Source organism: Sinosporangium album (assembly GCF_900100605.1).
GTDB classification, from domain to species: Bacteria; Actinomycetota; Actinomycetes; order Streptosporangiales; family Streptosporangiaceae; genus Sinosporangium; species Sinosporangium album.
On record NZ_FNCN01000018.1, the window covers coordinates 101662 to 125399 of the forward strand.

Below are 23738 nucleotides of genomic sequence, written 5' to 3' on the forward strand. Positions count from 1 at the left end.
CCCTTTTCTTTCGTGTCACGCTGGTGTTCCGCCGGGCGGGGTCAGGTGCCGCCCCGTGGTCAGCAGCGCAGCTTGGACTCGTCCTCCGGGGTCACGCCGAGGACCGCGGTGATCCTCTTGTAGTGGGCGACCCGGCTTTCGACCTGGCGGGTGTTGCCGCCGTTGCACTCCAGCGCGCCGTTGATGCTGCGGATGGTCTCGCCGAAGCCGTGCCCCTCGGCCATGGCCGTGTGCGGGGTCATGGTGCCGGGTCCCTTGGAGGTCATCCAATACCAGATGCCGGTCATCCACGCCACGGACGCCTCGTTCTGCACCAGGTTCGGGAAGTTGAGCAGATCGATGTCCAGGGCGTCGCCGGCGGACTTGTAGTTGAAGTTCCAGCTCAGCTGGATCGGTCCGCGGCCGTAGTACGACGAGCGGCCCGCGGGGCAGCCGTACGGCTGGTCGGGGTCGCAGTAGTGCGAGTAGTTCGCGGTGTTCACCTCGACGATGTGGAACAGGCCGCCGGTCTCGTGCGCGACGTTGGCCAGGAAGGCCGCGGCCTCGCGCTTGCGGGTGACCTCGTCGCCCGTGGCGGCGAACGCCGGGTAGGCGCTCAGCGCCGTGACCAGGCCCTTGTAGGTGTAGAAGGGCTTGCGGTTCGGGTAGATCTGGTTGAACTGGGCCTCGGACACCACGAAGGCGCCTTCCCTGTTGTCACAGGCGCCCTTGTCGGTCCAGTTGCCCGACGGTCCGCCGGGGACGTTGTCCTTGTTCCACCACTTGGCACGCCAGTTGCGACCGTTGTAGGACGCGGTGAGGCCGCCGGCGTAGCCCTTGGCGGGGTTCCACTCCTCGGCGCAGATCGGCAGCGGGGCGGGGGTGGTCGTGGCCGAGGCGGACGCCGGGAGGGCGGCCGTCATCGTGCCCGCGACCGCCGCGGCGGCCAGGCAGCTCATCAGGCGTTTCTTCAGCAACGTGCTCACTCCTTTTTGTGCGGGGGGACCGCACGGAATAACGACATTGGACAGACTCCTGTGGTGGGAATTGACAGCGCGAACGGGCACTGGCTGGGAACTCCGCCGCGAAATCGACGACAATCAATCGGAATTCGATCCGGCGCGTCAATAGGTCTGCGGCAGTGTTGTGCATCGTGCTCAAGTTTGTGTAGCACCGGCGATCCGGCGGCGCCATGGGCCGGTTCCGGAGGGCGGAGGCCGGGGTCCGGGGGCGCGGCGGGTGGCGCGTTCCCATGCCCGGAGAACGCGCCCGGAGAACGCGCCCGGAGAACGTGGGCGGCCCGGCCCCGAACAGGGTCCTCCGGGCGCTGCCGGCACGCGACCGCTGCCTCGCTGACGGGCTCCGGCGACGACTCAACGGCGAACCCGCACCCGCAGCACACTTTCAAGTGAAGATTTCCGACATCCCCATGGCGGATATGTGTATTAGCCCAAAGAGAGTCAAATCCGGACATGGAACGAGGGTTTCGGTAGGGCTTTCACCGGCAGCCGTCGCCGCCCTCCCACTCGCCGCCCGCGCGGCGGCCCGAATCTCCCCCCATCCGCACCCCCTCGACACACGAAAGGTTGGATCCAGAGCACACAATGACGGCCGGGCTTGTCACAGCCGGCGACGTCGCGACGGCGAACGCCGCACATGCCCGAAGGCGGCCGCCGCGACCACGCCAGAGCCGCCACCGGCACGGGTGGCACATCAGCGCAGCGTAACGCGGCCTCTCGCCGGGCCACTCCCCCGGCGGCCCGCGGCCCAAGCCGGCACGCGGTTCAGCCGCATGCGTTCCACGCGGGTTCGGAACGGACCGGAGATGTGAATCCACCCGGACTGTTCCGGCGACCCAACTCCGAACAATTACGCGCTGATTACCCCCTTGAGAGGACGGCAAAAGCGAATCAGGGTTATCAGCGTGAGCGTTTCATTCTGTCGAGCGACTCAATGCGCGACACCTCGGCCCACCGATGGAAGAAGAGCGTCTTATCCGCGAGCCCCGGACCGGAAATAAAGGATCTCTTTCCCCGAGCCCCCGACCCCCGCGGCCGCACCGAAAGGCCAGGCTCATGGCGTTGCACGATTTCATGACCATTGTCGGCCGGACGCGCGAGCTGGAACGGCTGCACGCCCTGATGAAGCACGTGGAGACAGGAGCCCCCGGGACGGTCATGGTCGACGGACCCGGCGGCATGGGCAAGACCAGCCTCGTCCACCGGTTCCTCACCGAGCGCGGCGATCTGACCTCGCTGAGGGCCAGCGGCGATGAGGCGGAATCCGGCCTGTCGTTCGGGATGCTCGCCCAGTTGGCGGCGGCACGAGCCCCCTTCAGCCCCTGGGAGGGCAGCACCGATCCGATCGTCGCCGGACTTGAACTGCTCGACCTGCTCGGCAGACTCCAGGAGGCGGGCCCGATCATCGTCGTGGTCGACGACGCCCAATGGGCGGACGCGCCGTCGCTGCAGGCTCTCACGTTCGCCCTACGGCGGCTCCGCGCCGACAGCGTGCTCACCATCGTCATCGCCCGCAGCCCCGCCATGCCGCGGATCCCGCCCGGCCTGAGGCGCCTGCTCACCGGCGACCAGACCGTACGGCTCACGCTCGCCGGACTCGGCGCCGCGGACCTGCGCGAGCTCGCCGGCGGCCTCGGCGTGCGCCTGCCCCTCAGGGCCGCCGAGCGGCTGCGCGAGCAGACCAACGGAAACCCGCTCCACGCCCGCGAACTGATCGGACAGGTTCCGCCGGAGGTGCTCACCGATCTCAGCCGCCCCCTGCCGGTGCCGCGCACCTACTTCCACCTGGTGCTCGAACGGCTGAACGGCTGCAGCCGCCCGGCCCGCAACCTCGTCTACGCCGCCGGTGTGCTCGGCTTCACCTCCCCGCTCGACGCGGTCGGCAGGCTGAGCGGCATCGACGACCCCGTGCCGCCGTTCGACGAGGCCGTGCGGGCGCGGCTTCTCCTGGACCGCTCCACCGCGGCCGGGCTGACGGCGCTCTTTCCCCACCCCCTCACCCACGCAGCCGTTTACCAGAACCTCAGTGTCCTGAACCGCAGGGAGCTGCACCGGCGTGCCGCGGAGCTCGCCGACAGCGACCAGGAGCGCCTCAGACACAGGGTCCGGGCCTCGCACCACCCCGACGACGCGCTCGCCGCCGACCTCACCGCGTTCGCCCGCGGGGAGAGCGCCACCGGCAACTGGTCGAGCACGGCGGAACACCTGATCAACGCCGCACACATCAGTCCATCCCAGGAGGAACGCGCCCACCGTACGGCCGAGGCCATCGCCTCGCTCATATACGCCGGCCGTGTCGAGGACGCCGCCGAACTCGCCGCCGGGCTGCCGGCCACCTGCCCCGTGGACATCCGCTGCTTCGCGCTGGGGGCTCTGGCGCTCGCCGCCGGCAATCCCGCGGAGGCCGTACCGTTGCTCACCGAGGCGTGGGAACGGTGCGACGCTGCCGCCCACCCCGTACGCGCGGTCAGGATCGCCGAATGCCTGTCGATCCTCTGCGGCATGGCCGGCAGCGGACCCGACGCGGTGCTGTGGGTCGAACGCGCGACCTCCTCCGCGACCGGCGTCCCCCATCCGGACTTCCTCGGAGTGATCCACATGTGCGCCCTGGCAAGTCGCGGACGGTCGGATACGGCCTTGGCCCTGGCCCGCGACCTGCCGGCATCGGTGGCGGCGGCCGGCGGGGGGCTCGACCGGCTTCTCGGGCGCGCCGCCGTACGCATGTGGAACGACGACCTCGACGGCGCGATCGAGGACGCCTCGCGGGCCCTTTCCAGGAGCGACAGGCACTCCGCGGCCTATCGGGTGTCGGCGCACGCCTTCCTCGGTGAGGCCGAGTTCCGCGCCGGGCGCTGGGACGACGCGGCGGCGCACACCCTGGCGGGGGTGTCGCTGGCCGAGGACACCGGCCAGGGCTGGATGGCCGAGATCCCCCGCGCGCTGGCCGCCCTGGTGCCCGCGGCGCGGGGACGGTTCGACGAGGCCGAACCGTATGTGGCGGCCGGCCGCGCCTCCCGCGCCTCGCCGTACTCTGGTCTGCCCTTCCTGAACTACGCACTGGCGTTCACCGCGACCGCGCGCGGCCTGGCCGAGGGGGTCGTGGCGGCCCTTGAGCCGGTGACGACGAGGAGGTTCCGCGACTTCATCGACGAACCCGGCCTGCTTCCCTGGCAGGACCTCCTGGCCGACGCCTACACGCGGCTCGGACGGCACACCGAGGCACGCGCCGTCCTCGACCCGTTCGAGGAGCGCGCGGCGGACCGGGGGCGGCATTCCTCGCTGGCCCTCATTGGGCGGGCACGCGGCAACCTGCTGATGGCGCAGGGCGACTTCCGGGGCGCCGAATCCTCCTTCGAGGCGGCGCTGGTCCACGCCGCGCGGGTCGACCTCCCCTTCGACCGGGCGCGGCTGCACCTGGACTACGGAATCTTCCTGCGCCGGCGCAAGGCCCGCGGCGCGGCCCTGCGCCAGTTGGAGAGCGCGCACGCCGTCCTATGGCGTCTGCGCGCCGTGCCGTACCTCCGGCGCTGCGAGCGGGAGCTGACCGCCTGCGGACGGCCGGCGGCGGCGCCGGGCGAGGCTTCGGGGTGGAACCTGACGCCTCAGGAGCACGCGGTCGCGCGGCTGGCGTGCTCCGGTATGACGAACCAGCAGATCGCCAAGGAGCTGGTGCTGAGCGTGAAGACCGTCGAGTTCCACCTCGGCAAGGTCTTCGGGAAACTGGGCGTGGCATCGCGGGCGGCGCTCTGCGCACGCCTCAGAGGCGACGACCGGGGTGACGGATCTGCGGACGGGGGGCCCGGGCCGGTCACCCGATGAGTGTGATGCCGCCAAGGGTGAAGAACCCACCGAGTCTGGCCGTGTTGCCCACACCGTCGAGGTACGTCACCAGGGCCTTGACGTTGTAGCTGTCGCCGGTCAGCGTCCCCCCGGGGAGGACCACCAGGGCATCGTAGTCCTCTTGCCCTGGGATCAGGGGGATGTCGGTGCCGTTCTGCGTGTGACCCACTACCCCTCCGACCCCGTCGAAATGCACCCTGGGCTGCCAGGTTCCGGTCAGCAGCGGCACCAGCTTTCCGGTGATCTTCCACTCGATCTCCACCTTGATGTCGATGGTGGGATCGAGGATGGTGCCGGGATCGGCTCCGTCGTTGTCGACGATCCTCGCGGTGATCGTGCCCGCGAGGTTGACGGAGGTCAGGCCGGTGAGCACCGTGAATCCGTGCGGCATCGTGATTCTCCTTGTCGGCAGGGACTTCCCTGGACTGCTCCGCCAGGTTAAGAAGATCCGCCCCCGCCCGGCATCGGGGAGCGGTTAGGGGTTTGCCCTACCCGCCGCCGCGGCCGTATAGGGGTGCCGGCACGAAGCGGCGGCACAGCGGCACGGCGGCACAGCGGCACGGCGGCACGGCGGCACGGCGGCACGGCGGCAGGGTCCGCTCCCGGGCCCTGCTAGCGTTTTTTCGCGTGGCGCACTACTTCGAGGACAGCCCCGCCGCGGCCAGCAGGCCGGGGTCGGTGACGCTCGTCCTCCCCGACCTTCACCTGAAGTTGGAGACCGACCGCGGGGTCTTCTCCCCCGACCGGATCGACCCTGGCACGCGTGTGCTCCTGGAGGGGGTGCCGGCGCCGCCCTCAGGCGGCGATCTGCTGGACCTCGGCTGCGGCTACGGGCCGATCGCGCTCACGATGGCGTCGCGTGCGCCGTCGGCGACGGTGTGGGCGGTGGACGTGAACCGGCGGTCGCTGGAGCTGTGCGCGCGCAACGCCGCGAGCGCCCGCCTTGACAAAGTAAGGTCGGTGCATGTCGACGAGGTCCCGCCCGAGGTGCGGTTCGCGGCCATCTGGTCCAATCCGGCGATCCGCATCGGCAAGCCCGCCCTGCACGCCATGCTCACCCGCTGGCTGACCCGGCTCACGCCCGGCGGCGCCGCCTACCTGGTGGTCCAGCGCCACCTCGGGGCCGACTCCCTCCAGCGCTGGCTGGTGGACGAGGGCTTCCCCGCGACCCGCCACGCGTCCCGATCGGCCTACCGAATCCTGAAGGTGGAATCCCCCCTATGACCGCACGCAGGCAGATGCGGCCCACCGACGTCAAGCGGCTCAACCGCAGTTGGCGCAGAAGCACCGAGCAGCGGCTCGCCCTCATCGTGGAGTCGGTCACCGGTCCGTTCAACATCGGTTCGATCTTCCGTACGGCTGCCGCCCTCGGCGTGGAGCACGTGTGGCTGGCCGGCAACGCGACCCCGCCGACCAACCCCAAGGCGCAGAAGACCGCGCTCGGAACCGACCGCTACGTGCCGTGGAGCGAGCCCGTGCCCGCCTCCGAGGCCGTACGGACCGCCAAGGAGGCGGGCTTCTCGGTGGTCGCGGTGGAGCTGACGGGCGACGCGGTGCCGCTGCACGAGTCGCCGCTCGGGGGTGACGTCTGCCTGGCGGTCGGCGGCGAGGACCACGGCTGCTCCCCCGCTCTCCTGGAGGCGGCCGACGCGGTGAGCTACATCCCGCAGATCGGGCGGGTCGGTTCGTTCAACGTGGCGGTGGCCGCCGCCATCGCCCTGGCCGACGCCCGCCGCCAGGGGTGGTCGGCTTCGTGACCGAACCTTCAGCGTCCCGCGATGACGAGGCGGGCCCACAGGGGGGATACTGCGCAGGTGCGTAACCGCTACGCCTTCCTCGACCATCCGGGGCCGCTCGCCTTCGCCCATCGCGGCGGGGCGGCCGAAGGCAGGGAGAACACCATGGCCGCCTTCCAGCGGGCGGCCGACCTCGGCTACACCTACCTGGAGACCGACGCCCACGCCACGGCCGACGGCATCGTGCTCGCCTTCCACGACCACACGCTGGAGCGGGTGACCGACAGCGCGGGCCGGGTCGCCGAACTCCCCTACCGCGAGGTGAAGCGGGCGCGGGTCGGCGGCGTCGACGAGATCCCGCTGCTTGAGGACCTGCTCGGCGCCTGGCCCGGCACGAAGGTCAACATCGACGTGAAGGACGCGCCCGCCATCGGCCCGCTGGCCGAGGTGGTCAGGCGCACCAACGCCTACGACCGGATCTGCCTCACCTCGTTCTCCGAGACGCGCCTCGCGGCGGCGCGGGCCGCGATGGGCCGCCCCGTCTGCTCGTCGCTCGGCCCGCGCGGTGTGGCCGCGCTGCGGGTCGCCTCGGCCACGGAGGGATACGGCCGGGCGCTCGCGCGGCTGGCCCGCTCCGGGGTGCCGTGCGCGCAGGTGCCGTACGGCTTCCGCGGGCTGCGCGTGGCCACCCGCTCCCTGATCCGCACCGCGCACGCCCTGGGCATGCAGGTGCACGTGTGGACGGTCGACCGGCCCTCGACCATGGAATACCTCCTGGACATCGGAGCCGACGGCATCATGACCGACAACATCTCCGGACTGCGCGCGGTCCTGTCGGCGCGCGGGCAGTGGCACCCCCGCCGGATCCCCGTCTGAGGTGCCCGGCGCTCCGACGTCCGCCCCCAGTCCTGCCCGTCCCGACCCGGCCCGTCCCGATCCGGCCCATCCCCCCGCGAGGACTTCAGGAGTCCGTCTATGACCATCAAGGCCGTCGAGGACGGCTCCTCCGCGTCCCGCCTGCGCGAACAGCGCGGCTGGTACTGGTACGACTTCGCCAACTCGGCCTTCCCCACCACCGTCATGACGGTGTTCCTCGGGCCCTACCTCACCGATATCGCCGAGACCGCCGCCGCGGGGGCTCCCTACGTGGACGTTCTCGGCTTCGACGTCCGCCCTGAGGCCTACTACCCGTTCGTGCTCGGCGTGTCGGCGATCTTCCAGATCCTGTTCATGCTGATCGCCGGCGCGCTCGCCGACCACACCGGCCGCAAGCGCGAGCTGCTCGGTTTCTTCGCCTTCCTCGGCGCCGCCGCCACCGTGTGCATGTGGTTCATCTCCGACGGCCGCTACCTGCTGGGCGGCGTCCTCTACCTGATCGGCAACGTCTGCTTCGCCGCCGCCATGGTCGTCTACAACTCGTTCCTGCCGGAGATCTCCACTTCCGACGAGCGGGACAAGGTGTCCTCCCGGGGGTGGGGGTTCGGCTATCTCGGCGGCGGCACGCTGCTCGTCGTCAACCTGGCGCTGTTCACGCAGGCCGACGCGCTCGGCATCGGCGAGGGCGTCGCCGTACGGCTGGCGCTGGCCTCGGCCGGGCTCTGGTGGGGGGCCTTCACGGTCATCCCCATGATGCGGCTGCGCAACCGGCCTCCGAAGGCCGCCGACGCGGCCCCCGGCGAACCCGCCGGGCGGGCGTTCACCGGGTCGCTCCGGCAGCTCGCGCGGACGGCGGCCGGTCTCCGGCACTACCCGCTGACGCTGTTCTTCCTGCTCGCCTACCTCGTGTACAACGACGGCGTGCAGACCGTGATCTCGTTCTCGGCGACCTACGCCGACCAGACGCTGGGGCTGAGCACCAACGTGCAGATCAGCGCGATCCTGCTGGTGCAGTTCGCGGCGTTCGGCGGGGCGCTGCTGCTCGGCCGCCTGGCGGCCCGCTACGGCGCCAAGCGGGTGGTGCTGGTCAGCCTTGTGGCCTGGACGGGCGTGGTGACGGTCGCCTACTTCCTCCAGCAGGGCTCGGCCTGGCAGTTCTACGCGCTGGGGTTCGCCATCGCGGTGGTCATGGGCGGCACGCAGTCACTGTCGCGCTCGATGTTCTCGCTGGTGATCCCGAGGGGGCGCGAGGCGGAGTATTTCAGCCTGTATGAGATCAGCGACAAGGGCGCCACGGTCATCGGCTCGTTCGTGCTCGCCACCGCCGTGCAGGTCACCGGGAGCCAGCGCGCGGGGATCATCTCACTGATCGTTTTCTTCGCCGTCGGCTTCGTGCTGCTGTGGCTCGTGAACCTGCCCAAGGCCATCAGAGCCGCCGGAAACGAGGTGCCCGAACGGATCTGACCCAGCACGCACCCGAAAGCGCGATTGGATCACGTCCAGGATGGGAATCCAACCACGGTATCAAGCGTTGTACGCCGTGGGAGACAGACCCCTCATAACGGGGCCCTGTAGGAGGCATTGAAACATGGGCGAGCGTGCACTTCGCGGCACCCGACTCGGGGCGACCAGCTACGAGAACGACCGTAACACGGATCTGGCCCCGCGCCAGGAGGTGGCCTACACCTGCCCGAAGGGTCACGACTTCGACGTGCCGCTTGCCGCCGAGGCCGAGATCCCCGCGACGTGGGAGTGCCGCAGCTGCGGCGCGACTGCGGTCAGGGTGGATGGCGAGCTGCCTGAGCAGAAGAAGGTGAAACCGCCGAGGACGCACTGGGACATGCTCTTGGAGCGGCGCACTATCGAGGACCTTGAGGAGGTCCTCAACGAGCGTTTGGCGATTCTTCGGGCTCAGCGCCGCAAGAGCGCTTGACCCACGGGGCGCGACCGGACGCGGCAGGCATAACCGGATAGGAAGACAGAGGAGCCCCCGGCGCGGAGCAGCGAGCCGGGGGCTTTGTCATACTCTGACACCCAACGCAGGAGAGCCCGGCACAGCCGAGTTCACCCACAGGACAATCTTCCCCGGCCCTCCCCCGGCGTAGGAGAACAGCAGATGAACATTTGTTTACCGAAAGCTGTCCATTGGGTGAACAAATATGCCCGGCTGTGCGGGGCGTCTCCGCCCCGACCGGGCACCCTCTTCCGCTCCCCCAGGTCGCCGGGGTCCCGCCGCCCGATCGCTGCGCCCCGGTCACGGAGCGTTAGGTGAACGGGAGGTGAACAAAACCCCTCCGGCCCTCCGCTAGGAGGGTTTGCGGTCCTCGTCGAGGACCTCGCCGTGGATAACGGGCCCGGAGGGGCGGCTGACGGGGTCGCCCAAACCACCGAAACCACTGGGGCCTGCCGGGCCGACCGGCCCCGGCATGCCGTTCACGCCCATATCGGACAGGCCGACTCCCGAGTAGCGCGGTGAGGCCGCCATCTTGCGCAGGCGGCGCGTGAACAGCCCGGTGAACGCCTTGCGCATGAGCGGCCGGGTGAACGGCAGCACACAGGCGAACCCCGCGATGTCGGTCAGGAACCCGGGGGTGAGCAGCAGCGTGCCTCCCGCCACCACCAGCACCCCGTCGGCCAGCTCGCGCTCGGGCATGCGGCCCGCGCTGAACGCCTCGTTGATGCCGCGCCACACCTTCGCGCCTTCACGCCGTACCAGCCACGCGCCGAACAGGCTGGCCGCCAGCAGCAGCCCCACGGTGGTCCACCCGCCGATCACCTCGCCGATCTGGATCAGCAGCCAGATCTCCAGGACGGGGACGACCAGGAAACCCAGGAACATCAGCAGGCGCATCTACATTCCTCAATCACAGCGCAGGTCCGAGAACAACGGTGCACAGGGAACAACGCTCGGACGGCCTCGGCCGTTCCAGCATCCGCACAGGGATGGCCGGGCCCCGCGCCCGCCGTACCCGCCGCGCCCGCTCGCTGCGCCCGTCAGGCCCCTCGACCCCGCTTGAAGCGCTGCGGCGCCCCGGCCACGCCCCACCGCGTGATGCGCCACATGGCCTCGGTCATGACGCTCCGGTCCATTTTGCTGACCCCGACCGTGCGGTCCACGAAGGTGATCGGGACCTCCGCGACGCGCAGGCCGGCGCGAACGGTGCGCAGCGTCAGGTCGATCTGGAAGCAGTAGCCCTGCGACTCGACGCCGGAAAGGTCGATCTTGCGCAGGGTGGCGGCGCGGTAGGCGCGGAACCCCGCGGTCGAGTCGCGCACCGGCAGCCCCAGCATCATGCGGGAGTACATGTTCGCGCCGCGCGACAGCATCTCCCGCCGGCCGGGCCAGTTGACGACCTTGCCGCCCGGCACCCAGCGGGACCCGATCGCGAGGTCGGCGCCGTCGGCGACGGCTTGGAGCAGCTTGGGCAGCTCCTCCGGCTGGTGCGAGCCGTCGGCGTCCATCTCGACGAGCACCTCGTAGCCCTCGTCCAATCCCCAGCGGAACCCCGCGATGTAGGCCGCGCCGAGTCCCTGCTTGCCGGGCCTGTGTAGCACGTGGACGTGGTCGTCGGCCTCGGCCAGGCCGTCGGCGACGGCGCCGGTGCCGTCGGGGCTGTTGTCGTCGGCGACGAGCACGTGGGCGTCGGGTACGGCGGAGCGCACCCTGGCCACGATGCCGGGCAGGTTGTCCCTCTCGTTGTAGGTGGGCACGACGACGAGGACCCGGCCAAGCACACTGTCCATATCAGTCGACCTTCGTTCCCTTAGTGATCACGTCGGGCTCCCACGGTACGCGGTCCGCGCCGCAGGGCCCATGGCAACGCGCCAAGTGAGAGCGCGACGAGGAGCCATTCAGGGGCCGGGCCCAGCGTGGTGGCGAGCGTGGTGCCGGTGCGGACCGGCACGCGCTCGACGTGGACGGCGGGGACCAGCTCCTCCGAGCGCCAGCTCACGTCCCCGTCGGGCCGGACGACGGCCGAAACGCCGGTCGTGGCGGCGGCCACGACGGCCCGGTTGTGCTCGACCGCGCGCAGGCGGTACATCGCGAGCTGCTGGACGGGCAGGTCGGTCAGCGCGTAGGTCGCGTTGTTGGCCTGGACCACGATCGGGCTCCCGCCGGCCCGGACGGTGCCGCGGACCACGCCGTCGAAGGCGATCTCGTAGCAGTTGACCGCGCCGATCGTCACCGGGCCCATGCGCAGGTCGCCGTCGACCGTGCCGGGCCTGGACTGGCGGCCGACGAGCCTGGCGCGCGCGTACAGGCTCTGCACGAGCTCCTGCATCGGCGTGTACTCGCCGAACGGCACGAGCTGCTGCTTGTCGTAGTACGCGCCAGGGCCGGCCACCGGGTCCCACACCAGCGACCGGGTGGCGCGCTCGGTGTCGCCGATGGAGGCGACCACACCGACGAGCACCGGAACGCCGATGTCCTTGACGGCGGCGTCGATCGTGCTTCGGGCGGACTCGTCCAGGTAGGGGTCGATGTCGCTGGAGTTCTCCGGCCAGACGACGATGTCCGGCTTGGCGACCCTGCCGGCGCGTACGGCGGCGGCCAGCTCGTGGGTCTTGTCGGCGTGGTTGCGCAGCACCACGGCCCGTTCGTCGCCCATCCACGCCATCCCGCGCCCCGGCACGTTGCCCTGCACGACCGCCACGTTCACCGTGCGGCCCTCATCGCCCGGGCGGGGTACGGCGAGGCCCAGCGCGGGCACCGCCACCGCTCCGGCGAGCGTGAGCGCCGCCGCCCGCCACACGCCGCTCATGCCCCCGGGGCTACCGGCACCACCCATACCACCGGCACCACCCGTACCACCGGCACCACCGGCGCCGCCGGTCCTGCCCGCCCCCCACGCGCACACCAGGGCGAGCAGGGCGAGCAGCCCGCCGCACAGCGCGACCGCGAAGCTCACGAGCGGCACGCCCCCGAGCGCCGCGTACGGCGCGAACGGCGACCCGGCCTGGCTGAACGCCGCCCTGGCCCACGGGAACCCGCCGAACGGCACCAGCCCGCGGACCCACTCCGACGCCACCCACAGCCCGGCCGTCCACAGCGGCCACAGCGGCAGCCGTACGGCAAGGGCCGCGCCCGCCCCGAACGCGGCGTAGAACACGGCCTCCAAGGCGGCGAGCCCCAGCCAGACGTCCACTCCGAGGGACCGCACCCAGGCCACCGACGGCAGCATGAACGCGATCCCGGCGACGAGTCCGAGCCACGCTCCGCGCCGGGGGGCGGTGCCGTACACCGACAGGACGGCCAGGGCGATCCCGGGCGGCGCGAGGAACCAGAGGTCGAGCGGGGGGAAGGCGAGGAACAGCAGCAGCCCGCCCGCCGCCGCTCCGGCGGCCCGGAGGGCGGCCGGCGGACGCGGCCCCCCGGCGGTGCCGGTGGCGGGCGCGGGTGGGGCCGGGGCGGTGGGGGCGGTCGGTTCGGAGGGCGCGGACCCGTCGGCGATCGGCGGCGCGGTCCGCGCCCCCGCCGGGCCATTCGTGTCGTGCACCGCCAGGGTTCTCCTCGGGAACGCGTGATGTGTTGCCCGAACGCTACCGCTCGACGCGGCCGGTCCCCAAAAGGGCGGCGCCCCGGGGGCGGGACACCCGCCGCGGGCCGTCCTCCGGGCGGAGGCGCCGCGCGAGGAGAGGGAGGAGCGGCGGGGCAGCGCGTGGAGCGCGCGGCGGCGCCGCGCGGAGGACGCATGGGGATGGCACAGGGGGTGTGCGGCTCGGCGCCGCCTGGCGATCGGATTCGCGTGCGGGGGCGGTGCGTGGGGGCGTGCGGATAGGGGGCCGAGCGGGGGCGCGGCGGGAAGAGGGCCCGGAAACCCTTCGGACCGGATCCGTCCCGTCGGCGGCGAGCGCGGAATTCCGTTGTCTACTGGGCGTCCGGGCCCGTCCCGGGTCCAACCCCCCGCCCGGTCGGGGTGCCCCGCCCCGACGGATCGACGACACTGCACCTGGCTGCAGCGGCGGAAGCCACCCCGCCGCGTGCGCAGGATCCGACGATGTCGAGAACGACCGACCGGCCAGTCCCGTGCTGGACTGGGCAGCAAACTACCGACCTCAGCTCAGATGTCAACCCTCCCCCTACCAGGGTAAACAGCATTTTTCCCTCAGCTGGGGCCTCAGATCGGGCCGCGCGCGGGCGGTCTACGGCCCTGACCAGTCGAAAGAGCGCGGGCGGCGGACCGGCACGCCGTACCGATCTCTTGGAGCGGATCACGGTGCGGCCGGGCGCGGCGCGAGACGCGCGAGGACGGTCGGCAGGGGGCCGGTGTGGACGACGCCGAGGGTGCGGGTGGCGCGGGTGAGGGCGACGTAGAGGTCGCTCGCTCCGCGGACGGACTCGGTCAGGATGCGGTCGGGCGCGGCCACGAGGACGGAGTCGAATTCGAGTCCCTTGGCGTCGGCGACGGTGAGCACGGCGACCGGGGCCTCAAGGGTGGTGGCTCCCGGCCCGGCGACGGCGCCGGGCACCCCGGCGGTGACGGCGGCCCCGAGTTCGGCCATGGCGGATTCGGGGACGAGGACCGCCATGGTGCCGCCCGTGCCCGCGGCGAGTCCGGCGGCGACGACTCCGGGGAGGTCGGCGGCGAGCGAGGCCACGCGCACCGACCACGGCGCCTCGGCCGCCTCGCGGACCGAGGCGGGTGCCTCAAGGGCGGGGTCGACCGCGGCGAGCACGTCGGCGGCGACGGCCATCAGCTCGGCGGGGGTGCGGTAGTTGACCGTCAGCCGCTCCTCGCGCCACCTGCCGCCCGTGTAGGGGTCGAGCACCGCGTTCCAGGACCGCCCCCCGGACGTGGAGCCGGTCTGGGCGATGTCTCCGACCACGGTCATCGAGCGGGCGGGGCAGCGGCGCATGACCATGCGCCACGCCATAGGCGACAGCTCCTGCGCCTCGTCGACGATCACATGGCCGAAGGCCCACGTGCGGTCGGTCGCGGCGCGCTCGGCGGTGGTGAGGTGGCTGACGTCGCCGCTGTGCCGTTCGGCGAACCGCTCGGCGTCGATGATGTCGGACAGGCCGGTGAGCTGGAGGACCTCGCGGGCGTAGGTGAGCTCGAACTGCCGCTCGTGCTCTTCGGCGGCGCGCGAGGCGGCGAGCTCCTCCTCGTTCTGCAGCGCCGTGGCCCGCAGCACGGCCTCGTCGATCTCGCCGAGCAGCTCGGCCGCCTCGTCGAGCAGCGGCACGTCGGACTCGGTGTACCACGGGCGGCCCCGCTGCGGGGAGTCGCGCAGCATGAGGGCGCGCTCGTCGGGGGTGAAGTCCGCGGCGGCGTAGTCGAGCCGCTCGCGCGAGGTGAACAGGCCGATCAGGAGCTGGTGGGGGGTGAGGTACGGCCAGAGCCGGTTGAGCGCGGTCTTGACGGCGGGCTCGGTGCGCAGCTCTTCGCGGAGGTCGGCGAGTTCGTCGTCGTCGATGACGCCGCGGCCGAGGAGTTTGGCCGCCTGGCGGGCGAGTTTGTTGAGCACCTGCCGTACGAAGACCGCGCGCGCCTGGTTGTGGAGGCGGCCCGACCGCATGGCCTTGCTGCGGGCGCCTTCACAGATGTGCCGGTCGAGGCGGAGGGTGATCCTGCCGAGGTCGAGGTGGATCGTCTCCGCGGGCACGCGCTGCCGGTCGCGGACGGCCCTGGCGAGCACGCCGGCCATGCGCGCGTCGCCTTTGACCTGGGCGACCTCGGGGCGGTCGCGCAGGGTGGCGGTGAGGCCGGGGAACATCTCACCGATGGTCATGAGCAGGACGTCCGTCTCACCCAGGGACGGGAGGACCTGTTCGATGTAGCGGAGGAACGTGAGGTTGGGGCCGAGGATGAGGACGCCGCGCCGGTCCAGTTTCTCGCGGTGGGTGTAGAGGAGGTAGGCGGCGCGGTGGAGGGCCACGACGGTCTTGCCGGTGCCGGGGCCGCCCTGCACGACGAGCACGCCGGGCAGGTCGGCGCGGATGATGCGGTCCTGCTCGGCCTGGATGGTGGCGACGATGTCGCGCATGCGGCCGGTGCGCGTCTCGGCGAGGGAGGCGAGCAGCGCGGCTTCGCCGTTCAGGGTGGCGCGGGCGTCGTCGCTGAGCCCGTCGAGGTCGAACAGGTCGTCGTCGACGCCGATGACGCGCCGCCCGCGGGTCTGCAGGTGCCTGCGGCGGGCGAGGCCCATCGGGGAGGCGGGGGTGGCGCGGTAGAAGGGCTGGGCGACCGGTGCCCGCCAGTCGATGAGCAGGCGCTGCCGGTCGTCGGACAGGCCGATGCGGCCGATGTAGTGGGAGGTCTGGTCGGTGTGGTCGAGGCGGCCGAAGCACAGGCCGTTCTCGACGGCCCAGAGGCGGGCGAGCCTCGCGGAGTGCATCCCCGCCATGGAGTCCCGCTCGGAGCGGTTCTGATGGGTGCCGCCCCTGCCTCCCTGGCCCAGCACCTGGTCGAGGCTGAGTTGTGTGCTCGCGCGCAGCGCGTCGAGGCGGGCGTAGAGACGGGACACGTAGTCCTGTTCACGGGCCAGCTCGGTTTGACGCGTGGAGAGGGGGCTGTTACTCTTGGCGTTAATGTGATGCTCCGGGCCTTTTGTGTCTTATGCGGTCAGCGTGACGGCGGGGCAAAAGCCTACCAGGCTCGTAGAGCGGCTAATCCTTCTGTAATTCCCCCTTTTTTCAATGTGACGTCTCCTCGGTGCGACGTCTCAGCGCGACGCCTGAGCCCGATGTCTCAGCGTGACGTCTCAGCGCGATATCCACGTCACCGCCGGCCGGCGACCGGCCGTTCCCGCGGCGCGTTCGCCCGCACGGCGTCGTAACGTTCCAGATGACGCACACGCCCTGACCAGGCCGCCACCGTCACAGGTTGGTTGCGACCGCGGGCCATGCCTTGACCCGCCGGGGCGCGAGTCTTTACGTTCACAACAAGTTAGGAAACTTTCCTAACTCCCAGAGAGGAACACGCTCCGTGAGCCAGTCGACGCCGGGCACCCCCAGCCTGCTGCGGGCCATCAACGACAGGGCCGCGCTCCAGGCCCTGCTCGAACGCGGTCCGCTCACCCGGCCCGAGATCGGAACCATCACCGGGCTCTCCAAGCCCACCGCGTCGCAACTGCTCGCCCGACTCCAGGAGGCCGGGCTGGTGGTGCTGGACGGCATCCGCGAGGGCCTGCCCGGCCGCACCGCCGAGCTGTACCGCATCAACCCCGAGGCCGCCCACGTCGCGGCGCTGGACGTCACCCCCTCACGCATCGAGGCGGCCGTCGCCGACATCACGGGCGCGGTCGCGGGACGGCACCGCCTGGCCACGCCGGGCCGCGCGGGCGGCGACGTGGTGCACCGGGTGCGCGAGGCGATCGAGGGCGCCTGCGCCGCCGCCTCCGTGCCCGCCTCGGCGCTGCGGCGGGCCGTCATCGGGATCCAGGGGGCGATCGACCCCGCGACCGGCCGCTTGGGCTACGCCGCGCACATCCCCGGATGGCACATCGCCGATCTGCTCGGCACCCTCCGCGAGGGCCTCGGCGTGCCCGTGGACGTCGAGAACGACGTCAATCTGGTGGCGCTGGCCGAGCAGGCGCGGGGCGTCGCACGCGGCCACTCCGACTTCGTGCTGCTGTGGGCCGACGAGGGCATCGGCTCGGCGCTGGTGCTCGGCGGCAGGCTGCACCGCGGCGCGACCGGCGGCGCGGGCGAGGTCGGCTACATGCCCGCGGTCGGGGCGCCGACCGCGCGGGAGGCGGGCCGCCGGGCCGAGCACGGGTTCCAGGCCCTCGCCGGCGGCCCCACCGTGCGTTCCATCCTGCGCTCGTACGGCGTGCGCGGCGCCACGCCGGCGGCAGCCGTACAGAACGCGATCAACACGGCGGAGTCGGGCCGCCCCGCGGCGGCGCGCGCGGCCGACGGCCTGCGCGAGGTCGCACGCCGGCTCGCCACCGGTCTGGCCTCCGTCTGCGCGGTGGTCGACCCCGCACTCGTCGTCCTCACCGGCGGCATGCTGATCGCTGGCGGCGACGCCCTGCGTGACCTCGTCGAACAGGAGTTGCACGCGCTCACACTGCCGCGGCCACCGCTGCGGTTGTCCACCGTCGAGGGCAATCCCGTCCTCACCGGTGCGCTCGACCTCGCCCTGGACACCGTCCGAAGCGAGGTCTTCGGTTCCACCATCCCCTCCTGATCCACCACCCCCCGAGGAGGCACCCCCATGCACCGACGGTCCGCCCCCTGGCCGCCTGTACGGCGGCCCCATGCTGGTGTCGTCGATCCCGGTGGCGTACGCACTCGCCCGGTTCCGTTTCCGAGGGCGGAACCTGGCCTTCTTCGTGGTGATCGCCACCATGACGCTGCCGCCCCAGGTCGTCGCCATGCCCATCTACCTGGTCTGGGCCCGCGCCGACCTCTCCGACACGCTGTGGCCGCTCATTCTGCCGACGCTGCTGGGCGACGCCTACTCCACTTTCCTGCTGCGCCAGTTCCTGCTGACCATCCCGAGGGACTACACGGAGGCCGCGCGCGTCGACGGCTGTTCGGAATTCACCACGCTCATCAGGGTCGTCCTGCCGATGGCCCGGCCCGCCATCGCGGCAGTCGCGCTGTTCCAGTTCTTCTACTGCTGGAATGACTATTACGGTCCTCTTCTTTATGCGTCCGTCAATGAAGACAATTGGACGCTCTCTCTCGGATTGGCGTCATTCAAGGCACTGCACAGCGTGCAGTGGAATCTCACCATGGCGGCGACGCTGCTGGTCATGGCACCGGTGCTGATTGTGTTCTTCTTCGCCCAACGGGCCTTCATCGAAGGCGTGACATTGACAGGAGTTACAGGGTGAAACTCGCCGTTGTCGGGGGCGGCTCGACATACACTCCGGAGCTGATCGACGGGTTCGCCCGGCTCCGCGAGGAACTCCCCCTCACCGAGATCGCACTGATCGATCCGCACGAGCACCGCCTGGAGCTCGTCGCCGGGATGTCGCGGCGCATGCTCGCCCGCGCCGGGCACCAGGCCGCCGTCCACGCCACGGCCGACCTCGCCGAGGGGGTGGCGGGGGCGCAGGCCGTACTCCTGCAACTCCGCGTCGGCGGCCAGGCCGCGCGCGACGTGGACGAGACGCTTCCCCTCGAATGCGGCTGCGTCGGGCAGGAGACCACGGGGGCCGGCGGGCTCGCCAAGGCGCTCCGCACCGTACCGGTCGTGCTCGACATCGCCGAGACCGTCGCCCGGCACGCCCCCCAGGCGTGGATCGTGGACTTCACCAACCCCGTCGGCATCGTCACCAGAGCCCTGCTCGACGCCGGGCACCGCGCGATCGGGCTGTGCAACGTCGCCATCGGATTCCAGCGCCGCTTCGCGCGGCACCTCGGCGTCGCGCCCAAGCGGATCTCGCTCGGCCACGTCGGACTCAACCACCTCACCTGGGAGCGCTCCGTACACCTGGACGGACAGGACGTGCTGCCCGCCCTCCTCGCCGAGCACGGCACCGAGATCGCCGACACCGTCGGCCTGCCCGAGCGGCTGCTGCACCGGCTCGGGGCGGTGCCGTCGTACTACCTGCGCTACTTCTACGAGCACGACCTCGTGGTGGAGGAGCAGCGCGGCAAGCCCTCCCGCGCCGCCGACGTGGCGGCGATGGAGACGGCGCTGCTCTCCATCTACGCCGACCGCGCGGCCGACGCCAAGCCCGAACTGCTGGAGAAGCGCGGCGGCGCGTTCTACTCGGAGGCGGCGGTAGCGCTCATCGCCTCCCTCCTCGGCGACCGCGGCGACACCCAGATCGTCAACGTGCGCAACGGCTCCACCCTGCCGTTCCTGCCGCCCGAGGCGGTCATCGAGGTGCCTGCGGCGATCAGCGGGGCGGGAGCCGTACCGCTGGCCGTCGACCCCGTCGAACCGCTGTACGCGGGACTGATCTCCCACGTGTCGGCGTATGAGTCGCTCGCCCTCGACGCGGCCCTCCGCGGCGGCGTCGAGCGGGTGGAGGACGCGCTGCTGGCCCACCCCCTCATCGGGCAGGCGTCGCTCGCCGCCGACCTGGCCGCGCGGCTCGTCGCGGCCAACACCGCCCACCTGCCCTGGGCCCGCTCCTGAGCGGAGCCGGGCCCTCCACAGCCGACGCCACCAGCAGAGTCAGGAGAGACAGCATGTCCGCCCCAACGGCGCTCCCCCACCGGCCGGGTCACCGGTGAACCCGGACCCGGCGAACACGGTGAACACGGCGAACACGGCGCTTTCGGCCGACACGGTGCTTTCGGCCGACAGGGCCGTGAGGACCGTGCTCGCGGTCGACGGGGGAAACTCCAAGACCGACGTCGCCCTCATCTCCGAGGACGGCGCCGTACTCGCCACCGGCCGCGGCGGGGGCTTCCAGCCGCAGATCGACGGCGTCGCCGCCGCGATCGACGTGCTCGACGGCGCCGTACGGCGGGCGCTCGGCCCGGCCGCGGCGCCGCCGTACGCCGACCACGTGGCCGCCTACGTGGCCGGGGCCGACCTGCCCGCCGAGGAGGAGATCCTGCGGGCCGAACTCACCGCCCGCTCCTACGGGCGCGACGTCGTCGTCGGCAACGACACCTTCGCCCTGCTGCGCGCCGGCGCGTCCGGGCCGTCGGGAGTCGCCGTCGTGTGCGGCGGAGGCATCAACGCCGTCGGCGTCTCCCCCGACGGCGCGGTCACACGGTTCCCCGCCCTCGGCAAGATCAGCGGCGACTGGGGAGGCGGCATGGGGCTCGGCGAGGAGACCCTGTGGCACGCCGTACGGGGGGAGGACGGGCGCGGGCCCGCCACCGCGCTCAGCCGCGCCGTGTGCGAGGCGTTCGGCACCGCGACCGTCGAGGAAGCCGTACTCGCCCTGCACTTCGGCCGGGAATCCGCCACCCGGCTGCACGAGCTCGTCCCGCTGCTGTTCGCCGCGGCGGCCGGCGGCGACCCGGTCGCGGTGTCGCTCGTCGAGCGGATGGCCGACGAGGTCACCGTCATGGCGGTCGTCCCGATGCGGCGGCTGGGCCTGCTCGACGCCGCCGTGGAGGTGGTCCTCGGCGGGGGCGTGCTCACCGCGCGCGACCCGCTGCTGACCGAGCTCATCGAGAGGCGCTTCGCGGAGGAGGCCCCCCAGGCCGAACTGGTGGTCACCGACATGCCGCCGATCGTCGGCGCGGCGCTCCTGGGCCTCGACGCCATCGGCGCCGGCGAGGAGGCCAAGGCGCGCCTTCGCGCGACTTTCCTCCCCGGCGAGCCCTGACCCGGACGGGCCTGACCCGGCAGCGTGCGACCGTCCCGGCGTGCCGGGACGGTCGCACGGCCGGTCCGTGTCCGCACGGCCGGTCCGTGTCCGCACGGCCGGTCCGTGTCCGCACGGCCGGTCCGTGTCCGCGCCGCCGGTCCGTGTCCGCGGTGTGCGGGGGCGGTGCGCGGGGCACCTGCGCCGTTCAGGGACCGCTACGCCGTTCAGGGACCGCTACGCCGTTCAGAGACCGCCGAACGTGCCGCACCCGCACGGGCCGACGACGCCAGGCGGATCCTCGGGGCCGAGTGTGGCGATCAAGGCACGCGCCTCGTCGAAGCCGAACGCCTCGATCGCCTCCCGCTGCAGACGCTCGTGGTCATCCTGCAGCTCCGTCGGTGGCACCCGGAAGATCGCCTCATTCGCCAGGATCGCTTCGACGGCCGCCATGACCTGCTCCTGCTGCGGCGACAGGTTCGGGTGGGCCGCCCGGTAGTGAATGAAATGCTCTGACCACAGCCGCGACTGCGTGTCCGGACCGAGCTCCCCGAAAATCCTTCTGCGGCAGGACATGGTGTGCGTGTTGAACTCCGCATAGTTTTCCGGAAGCCGGCCCGTAAAATCGTCACCCATAGTTAAGCCCTTCTACGGAATCCACGCCGAATCGGTCTGAATAGTCACATCGGTTGAGATGAATATCCTCTGTGATGAAGACCCTAGACGCGGCGGGGTCCGGTGTGGCCGCTGGGGCATTGCGCGGGCGGCGTGAGCCTGGATGGCTCCCGCCCGCGCCGCCGACCAACCGTCTGGGCTATGAATACGGCTGACAGCCGGCTGACAGTCGGCTAACAGCCACAGGTGTCGGAGCACCACCCGTTACATGGATGGATGAACAGGGTGCCACAGCCCCGCGGCTCCCAGCCGCAATACGTGATGCGTATGCAATAGGACGCGCCTCTGCACCAATCGCTGAACGTGCTGCACTTGCACGCCTCTATGGCTACGGCAGTAGGACTGGTGGTTTTGGCTGATTCAGCCGGGTCCACCGGACCGAGTGTGGCTATCAGGGCATACGCCTCGTCAAATCCGTACGCATCAACGGTCTCGCGCCTGAGACGTTCGATTTCATCCTGTATATCGGCCACGGGCACCACGAAAGTGGACACGTCTTTGACGCGGGCCTCCCAAGCGGCCAGGACGCGATCCTGCTCGGGCGAGACCCCCGGGTGGGTCCGGCGGTACTCAGCGAAGTGCTCCAGCCACAGCCGAGACTGCGTGCCCGGATCCAATTGGGTGAAAATCGCCCTGCGATACGGCATGGTGTGCTGGGAGAATTCCCCGTATGTCTTCGGAAGGCGGCCTCTGTTGGCCGCGATCCAGGATCCCACGGAATCATCGGCCAGAGCCGGGGCCTTGCCGACCAGCACGATGCCGGCGGCGATTCCCAGTCCGGCACCGACCTTGAAGAACTGCCGCCGCCCGCGGACCGACCGACCGGCCTGCACGGCCCGCCCGGCGTGTACGGTGTGACCGGCCTGTGCGGTCCGACCAGCCTGGCTCAGCTCGCCAAGCGCCCGGAAGAGTCTGATCGCCGCCGCCGGGCCGAGGCAGGCGAGCAGGCGCAGCCCCATAGCCGGACCAGTCCACGCGCGGACCCGGTCGCCATCGACCCGCACCAGCGTCGGCACCCAGGGGGCGCCGGTTCCCAGTGTCCGGTCACGCCAACGCCGGACATCCGGATGGGAAAGCGGCAGTACCTCAAGCCTCGCGCCCGCGGCCTTCTCGGCCGCTTTCGCGATTTCCCTGCACCTCCCGCAGGAGCCGTCAAAACCGAGGATCCAGCGTCTTTCCGACGTCGTCGAATTCACTCTCCGCTCCATTCACCTGACAGAATGTCGACAGCATGACGATGGAGCGCCGCTAAACGGCTCGCCACGCCGAGAAGAACCGAGAAAAACCAGAGAAGGCACTGACAAGCAGGATCGACTCCGGCCGGAGAGATGTCAATATGCATTCCCGCAGAATGCACTTCTCTATATGTCGGCGGTCCTATATATACCGACGGCGGCGACAACGCGTAAGCGAATGTGGCTGCGGGTCACCTGACCCGCTGTAAACAAGTGCTACCCAAAAGTAGAATCGACGGTAATCACATGGCACCCCGATGGGGGCGGCGGGCCAGCACATTTCGCCGCCTTCGCCCAGCGCAGCACGCCTTCCACCGCGGTGACCCGCCACCCCCCGCCGCCGACCCCACTCCTGGCGACCGGACCCGCTCCCGGCCGCCGGCCTCGCTCCTGGCGACCGGATCCACTCCCGGCCGCCGGCACGACCGCGTTAGGGCTGGTCCAGCGTCTCGGAGCCCTCGGCCTCGTCCAGCGCGGGGAAGCGGTGCTCGTACGGCGTGCTCAACACGACCGTGGTCCGCGTCGAGACATTGGCCGCCGCGCGGATCTGCTGGAGCAGCTCCTCAAGCCCGCCCGGCGAGGACACCCGCACCTTCAGGATGTAGCTCTCGTCGCCCGCCACGCTGTGGCACGCCTCGATCGCGGTCAGATGCGCGAGCCGTTCAGGAGCGTCGTCGGGAGCCGAAGGGTCGATCGGCTTGATCGAGATGAACGCCGTCATCGGCAACCCGATGGCCTCGTAGTCGACCAGCGATGTGTAGCCCCGAAGCACCCCGCGCTTCTCTAGGCGCCGCACCCTCTGGTGCACCGCCGACACCGACAGCCCGGTCTCCCTGGCGAGGTCGGTGAAGCTCATCCGGCCATCCCCGGCCAGCAACGTCACGATCCTTCGGTCGATCTCCTCCACCCGCCACACGCTAGCGCTCCCCGGCACCTGGTGTGGCCCGACCGCGATCACGGGACCGTTCCGAAATCCCCCCAAGCCACATGGGGGTGGGCACTTATGCCGACTACTGCATATGTCGCGACCAGTGCGCCCCATCTCCTAGATGCCTGGATTGTCACTGAAGATCATTAACGTCCTGACATGACAATCCGACCTGCGTCCCTCGACCCACGCAGCCCCGGAGAAACCCGCCCTACCGCCGAAGAAACCCGGAACCCGCTGACGCGAGGGCGGAGCCCGCGTCAACGTGGGCGGCATC

General features: G+C 71.0%; 18 protein-coding genes and 1 pseudogene. 10 read left to right on the plus strand and 9 right to left on the minus strand.

Translation table 11 applies throughout. The features are described from left to right. Positions 1-59 precede the first annotated feature (59 nt). Positions 60-956: a glycoside hydrolase family 19 protein gene (locus BLQ73_RS19335; RefSeq protein WP_245691194.1), complete on the minus strand. Its 897-nt coding sequence runs from the start codon at positions 954-956 to the stop codon at positions 60-62. Positions 957-2054: 1098 nt separating this feature from the next. Between BLQ73_RS19335 and BLQ73_RS19340 the strand changes: the two genes are divergently transcribed. Then, entirely contained in the window at positions 2055-4817 is a 2763-nt protein-coding gene (locus BLQ73_RS19340; RefSeq protein WP_176955547.1) for a helix-turn-helix transcriptional regulator, read from the plus strand. Here the strand turns inward: BLQ73_RS19340 and BLQ73_RS19345 are convergent. Continuing rightward, positions 4807-5229, minus strand: a complete 423-nt coding sequence (locus tag BLQ73_RS19345) for a hypothetical protein (RefSeq protein ID WP_093171877.1) — start codon at positions 5227-5229, stop codon at positions 4807-4809. The two genes, BLQ73_RS19340 and BLQ73_RS19345, sit on opposite strands and share 11 nt — an antisense overlap. 236 nt (positions 5230-5465) lie before the next feature. Here BLQ73_RS19345 and BLQ73_RS19350 point away from each other — a divergent pair, with 236 nt between their 5' ends. From BLQ73_RS19350 to BLQ73_RS19370, 5 genes and pseudogenes are all read left to right on the plus strand, one after another. After that, complete coding sequence (locus BLQ73_RS19350) at positions 5466-6062, plus strand: class I SAM-dependent methyltransferase (protein ID WP_093171878.1); 597 nt, start codon at positions 5466-5468, stop codon at positions 6060-6062. Beyond that, a complete protein-coding gene (locus BLQ73_RS19355) occupies positions 6059-6595 on the plus strand; it encodes a TrmH family RNA methyltransferase (RefSeq protein WP_093171879.1) in 537 nt (178 codons plus the stop codon). Before BLQ73_RS19350 ends, BLQ73_RS19355 begins: the two co-directional genes overlap by 4 nt. Positions 6596-6652: 57 nt before the next feature. Then, positions 6653-7450: a glycerophosphodiester phosphodiesterase family protein gene (locus tag BLQ73_RS19360; protein WP_245691195.1), complete on the plus strand. Its 798-nt coding sequence runs from the start codon at positions 6653-6655 to the stop codon at positions 7448-7450. Positions 7451-7513: 63 nt separating this feature from the next. Continuing rightward, positions 7514-8914 (plus strand): annotated as a pseudogene (locus BLQ73_RS19365) (MFS transporter); the annotation flags it as partial. Positions 8915-9038: 124 nt separating this feature from the next. Continuing rightward, entirely contained in the window at positions 9039-9383 is a 345-nt protein-coding gene (locus BLQ73_RS19370; protein ID WP_093171881.1) for an RNA polymerase-binding protein RbpA, read from the plus strand. A 372-nt stretch (positions 9384-9755) separates the two neighbouring features. Here the strand turns inward: BLQ73_RS19370 and BLQ73_RS19375 are convergent, their stop codons facing one another. The 4 genes from BLQ73_RS19375 to BLQ73_RS19390 all read right to left on the minus strand — a co-directional run bounded on the left by BLQ73_RS19375 (position 9756) and on the right by BLQ73_RS19390 (position 15919). Next, on the minus strand, positions 9756-10301 hold the full coding sequence (locus BLQ73_RS19375) for an FxsA family protein (RefSeq protein ID WP_093171882.1): 546 nt from the start codon (positions 10299-10301) through the stop codon (positions 9756-9758). A 143-nt stretch (positions 10302-10444) separates the two neighbouring features. Beyond that, the gene (locus BLQ73_RS19380; protein WP_093171883.1) at positions 10445-11194 is read right to left on the minus strand and encodes a polyprenol monophosphomannose synthase; all 750 of its coding nucleotides are present in this window, start codon (positions 11192-11194) and stop codon (positions 10445-10447) included. Between the two features lie 20 nt (positions 11195-11214). Continuing rightward, entirely contained in the window at positions 11215-12948 is a 1734-nt protein-coding gene (gene lnt / locus BLQ73_RS19385) for an apolipoprotein N-acyltransferase (RefSeq protein ID WP_245691197.1), read from the minus strand. Between the two features lie 715 nt (positions 12949-13663). Next, a complete protein-coding gene (locus tag BLQ73_RS19390) occupies positions 13664-15919 on the minus strand; it encodes a HelD family protein (protein WP_218125927.1) in 2256 nt (751 codons plus the stop codon). 461 nt (positions 15920-16380) lie between these two features. On the opposite strand from BLQ73_RS19390, the gene BLQ73_RS19395 reads away from it, so the two are divergent. The 4 genes from BLQ73_RS19395 (at position 16381) to BLQ73_RS19410 (ending at position 20644) form a co-directional block, all read left to right on the plus strand. After that, positions 16381-17586: an ROK family transcriptional regulator gene (locus BLQ73_RS19395; protein ID WP_093171885.1), complete on the plus strand. Its 1206-nt coding sequence runs from the start codon at positions 16381-16383 to the stop codon at positions 17584-17586. A gap of 70 nt (positions 17587-17656) precedes the next feature. Then, entirely contained in the window at positions 17657-18238 is a 582-nt protein-coding gene (locus BLQ73_RS19400; RefSeq protein WP_245691198.1) for a carbohydrate ABC transporter permease, read from the plus strand. Continuing rightward, positions 18235-19494 (plus strand): 6-phospho-beta-glucosidase, encoded by a 1260-nt coding sequence (locus BLQ73_RS19405; protein WP_093171886.1) that lies wholly within the window; start codon positions 18235-18237, stop codon positions 19492-19494. Before BLQ73_RS19400 ends, BLQ73_RS19405 begins: the two co-directional genes overlap by 4 nt. Positions 19495-19612: 118 nt before the next feature. Then, a complete protein-coding gene (locus BLQ73_RS19410) occupies positions 19613-20644 on the plus strand; it encodes an N-acetylglucosamine kinase (RefSeq protein WP_245691199.1) in 1032 nt (343 codons plus the stop codon). Positions 20645-20869: 225 nt separating this feature from the next. Here the strand turns inward: BLQ73_RS19410 and BLQ73_RS19415 are convergent, their stop codons facing one another. The 3 genes from BLQ73_RS19415 to BLQ73_RS19425 all read right to left on the minus strand — a co-directional run bounded on the left by BLQ73_RS19415 (position 20870) and on the right by BLQ73_RS19425 (position 23440). Then, complete coding sequence (locus BLQ73_RS19415; RefSeq protein ID WP_093171887.1) at positions 20870-21259, minus strand: bacteriocin fulvocin C-related protein; 390 nt, start codon at positions 21257-21259, stop codon at positions 20870-20872. Positions 21260-21471: 212 nt separating this feature from the next. Further along, the gene (locus tag BLQ73_RS19420) at positions 21472-22494 is read right to left on the minus strand and encodes a bacteriocin fulvocin C-related protein (RefSeq protein WP_176955548.1); all 1023 of its coding nucleotides are present in this window, start codon (positions 22492-22494) and stop codon (positions 21472-21474) included. A gap of 469 nt (positions 22495-22963) precedes the next feature. Continuing rightward, positions 22964-23440 (minus strand): Lrp/AsnC family transcriptional regulator, encoded by a 477-nt coding sequence (locus tag BLQ73_RS19425; RefSeq protein WP_218125928.1) that lies wholly within the window; start codon positions 23438-23440, stop codon positions 22964-22966. Positions 23441-23738: the final 298 nt, after the last annotated feature.

What these genes read in the sequence shown, in the direction of transcription:
- BLQ73_RS19340 (WP_176955547.1), top strand. Translation starts at nt 2,055, where the DNA reads ATGGCGTTGCACGATTTCATGACCATTGTCGGCCGGACGCGCGAGCTG.
- BLQ73_RS19345 (WP_093171877.1), bottom strand. Translation starts at nt 5,229, where the DNA reads ATGCCGCACGGATTCACGGTGCTCACCGGCCTGACCTCCGTCAACCTC.
- BLQ73_RS19355 (WP_093171879.1), top strand. Translation starts at nt 6,059, where the DNA reads ATGACCGCACGCAGGCAGATGCGGCCCACCGACGTCAAGCGGCTCAAC.
- BLQ73_RS19370 (WP_093171881.1), top strand. Translation starts at nt 9,039, where the DNA reads ATGGGCGAGCGTGCACTTCGCGGCACCCGACTCGGGGCGACCAGCTAC.
- BLQ73_RS19375 (WP_093171882.1), bottom strand. Translation starts at nt 10,301, where the DNA reads ATGCGCCTGCTGATGTTCCTGGGTTTCCTGGTCGTCCCCGTCCTGGAG.
- BLQ73_RS19380 (WP_093171883.1), bottom strand. Translation starts at nt 11,194, where the DNA reads ATGGACAGTGTGCTTGGCCGGGTCCTCGTCGTCGTGCCCACCTACAAC.
- BLQ73_RS19400 (WP_245691198.1), top strand. Translation starts at nt 17,657, where the DNA reads ATGCTGGTGTCGTCGATCCCGGTGGCGTACGCACTCGCCCGGTTCCGT.
- BLQ73_RS19415 (WP_093171887.1), bottom strand. Translation starts at nt 21,259, where the DNA reads ATGGGTGACGATTTTACGGGCCGGCTTCCGGAAAACTATGCGGAGTTC.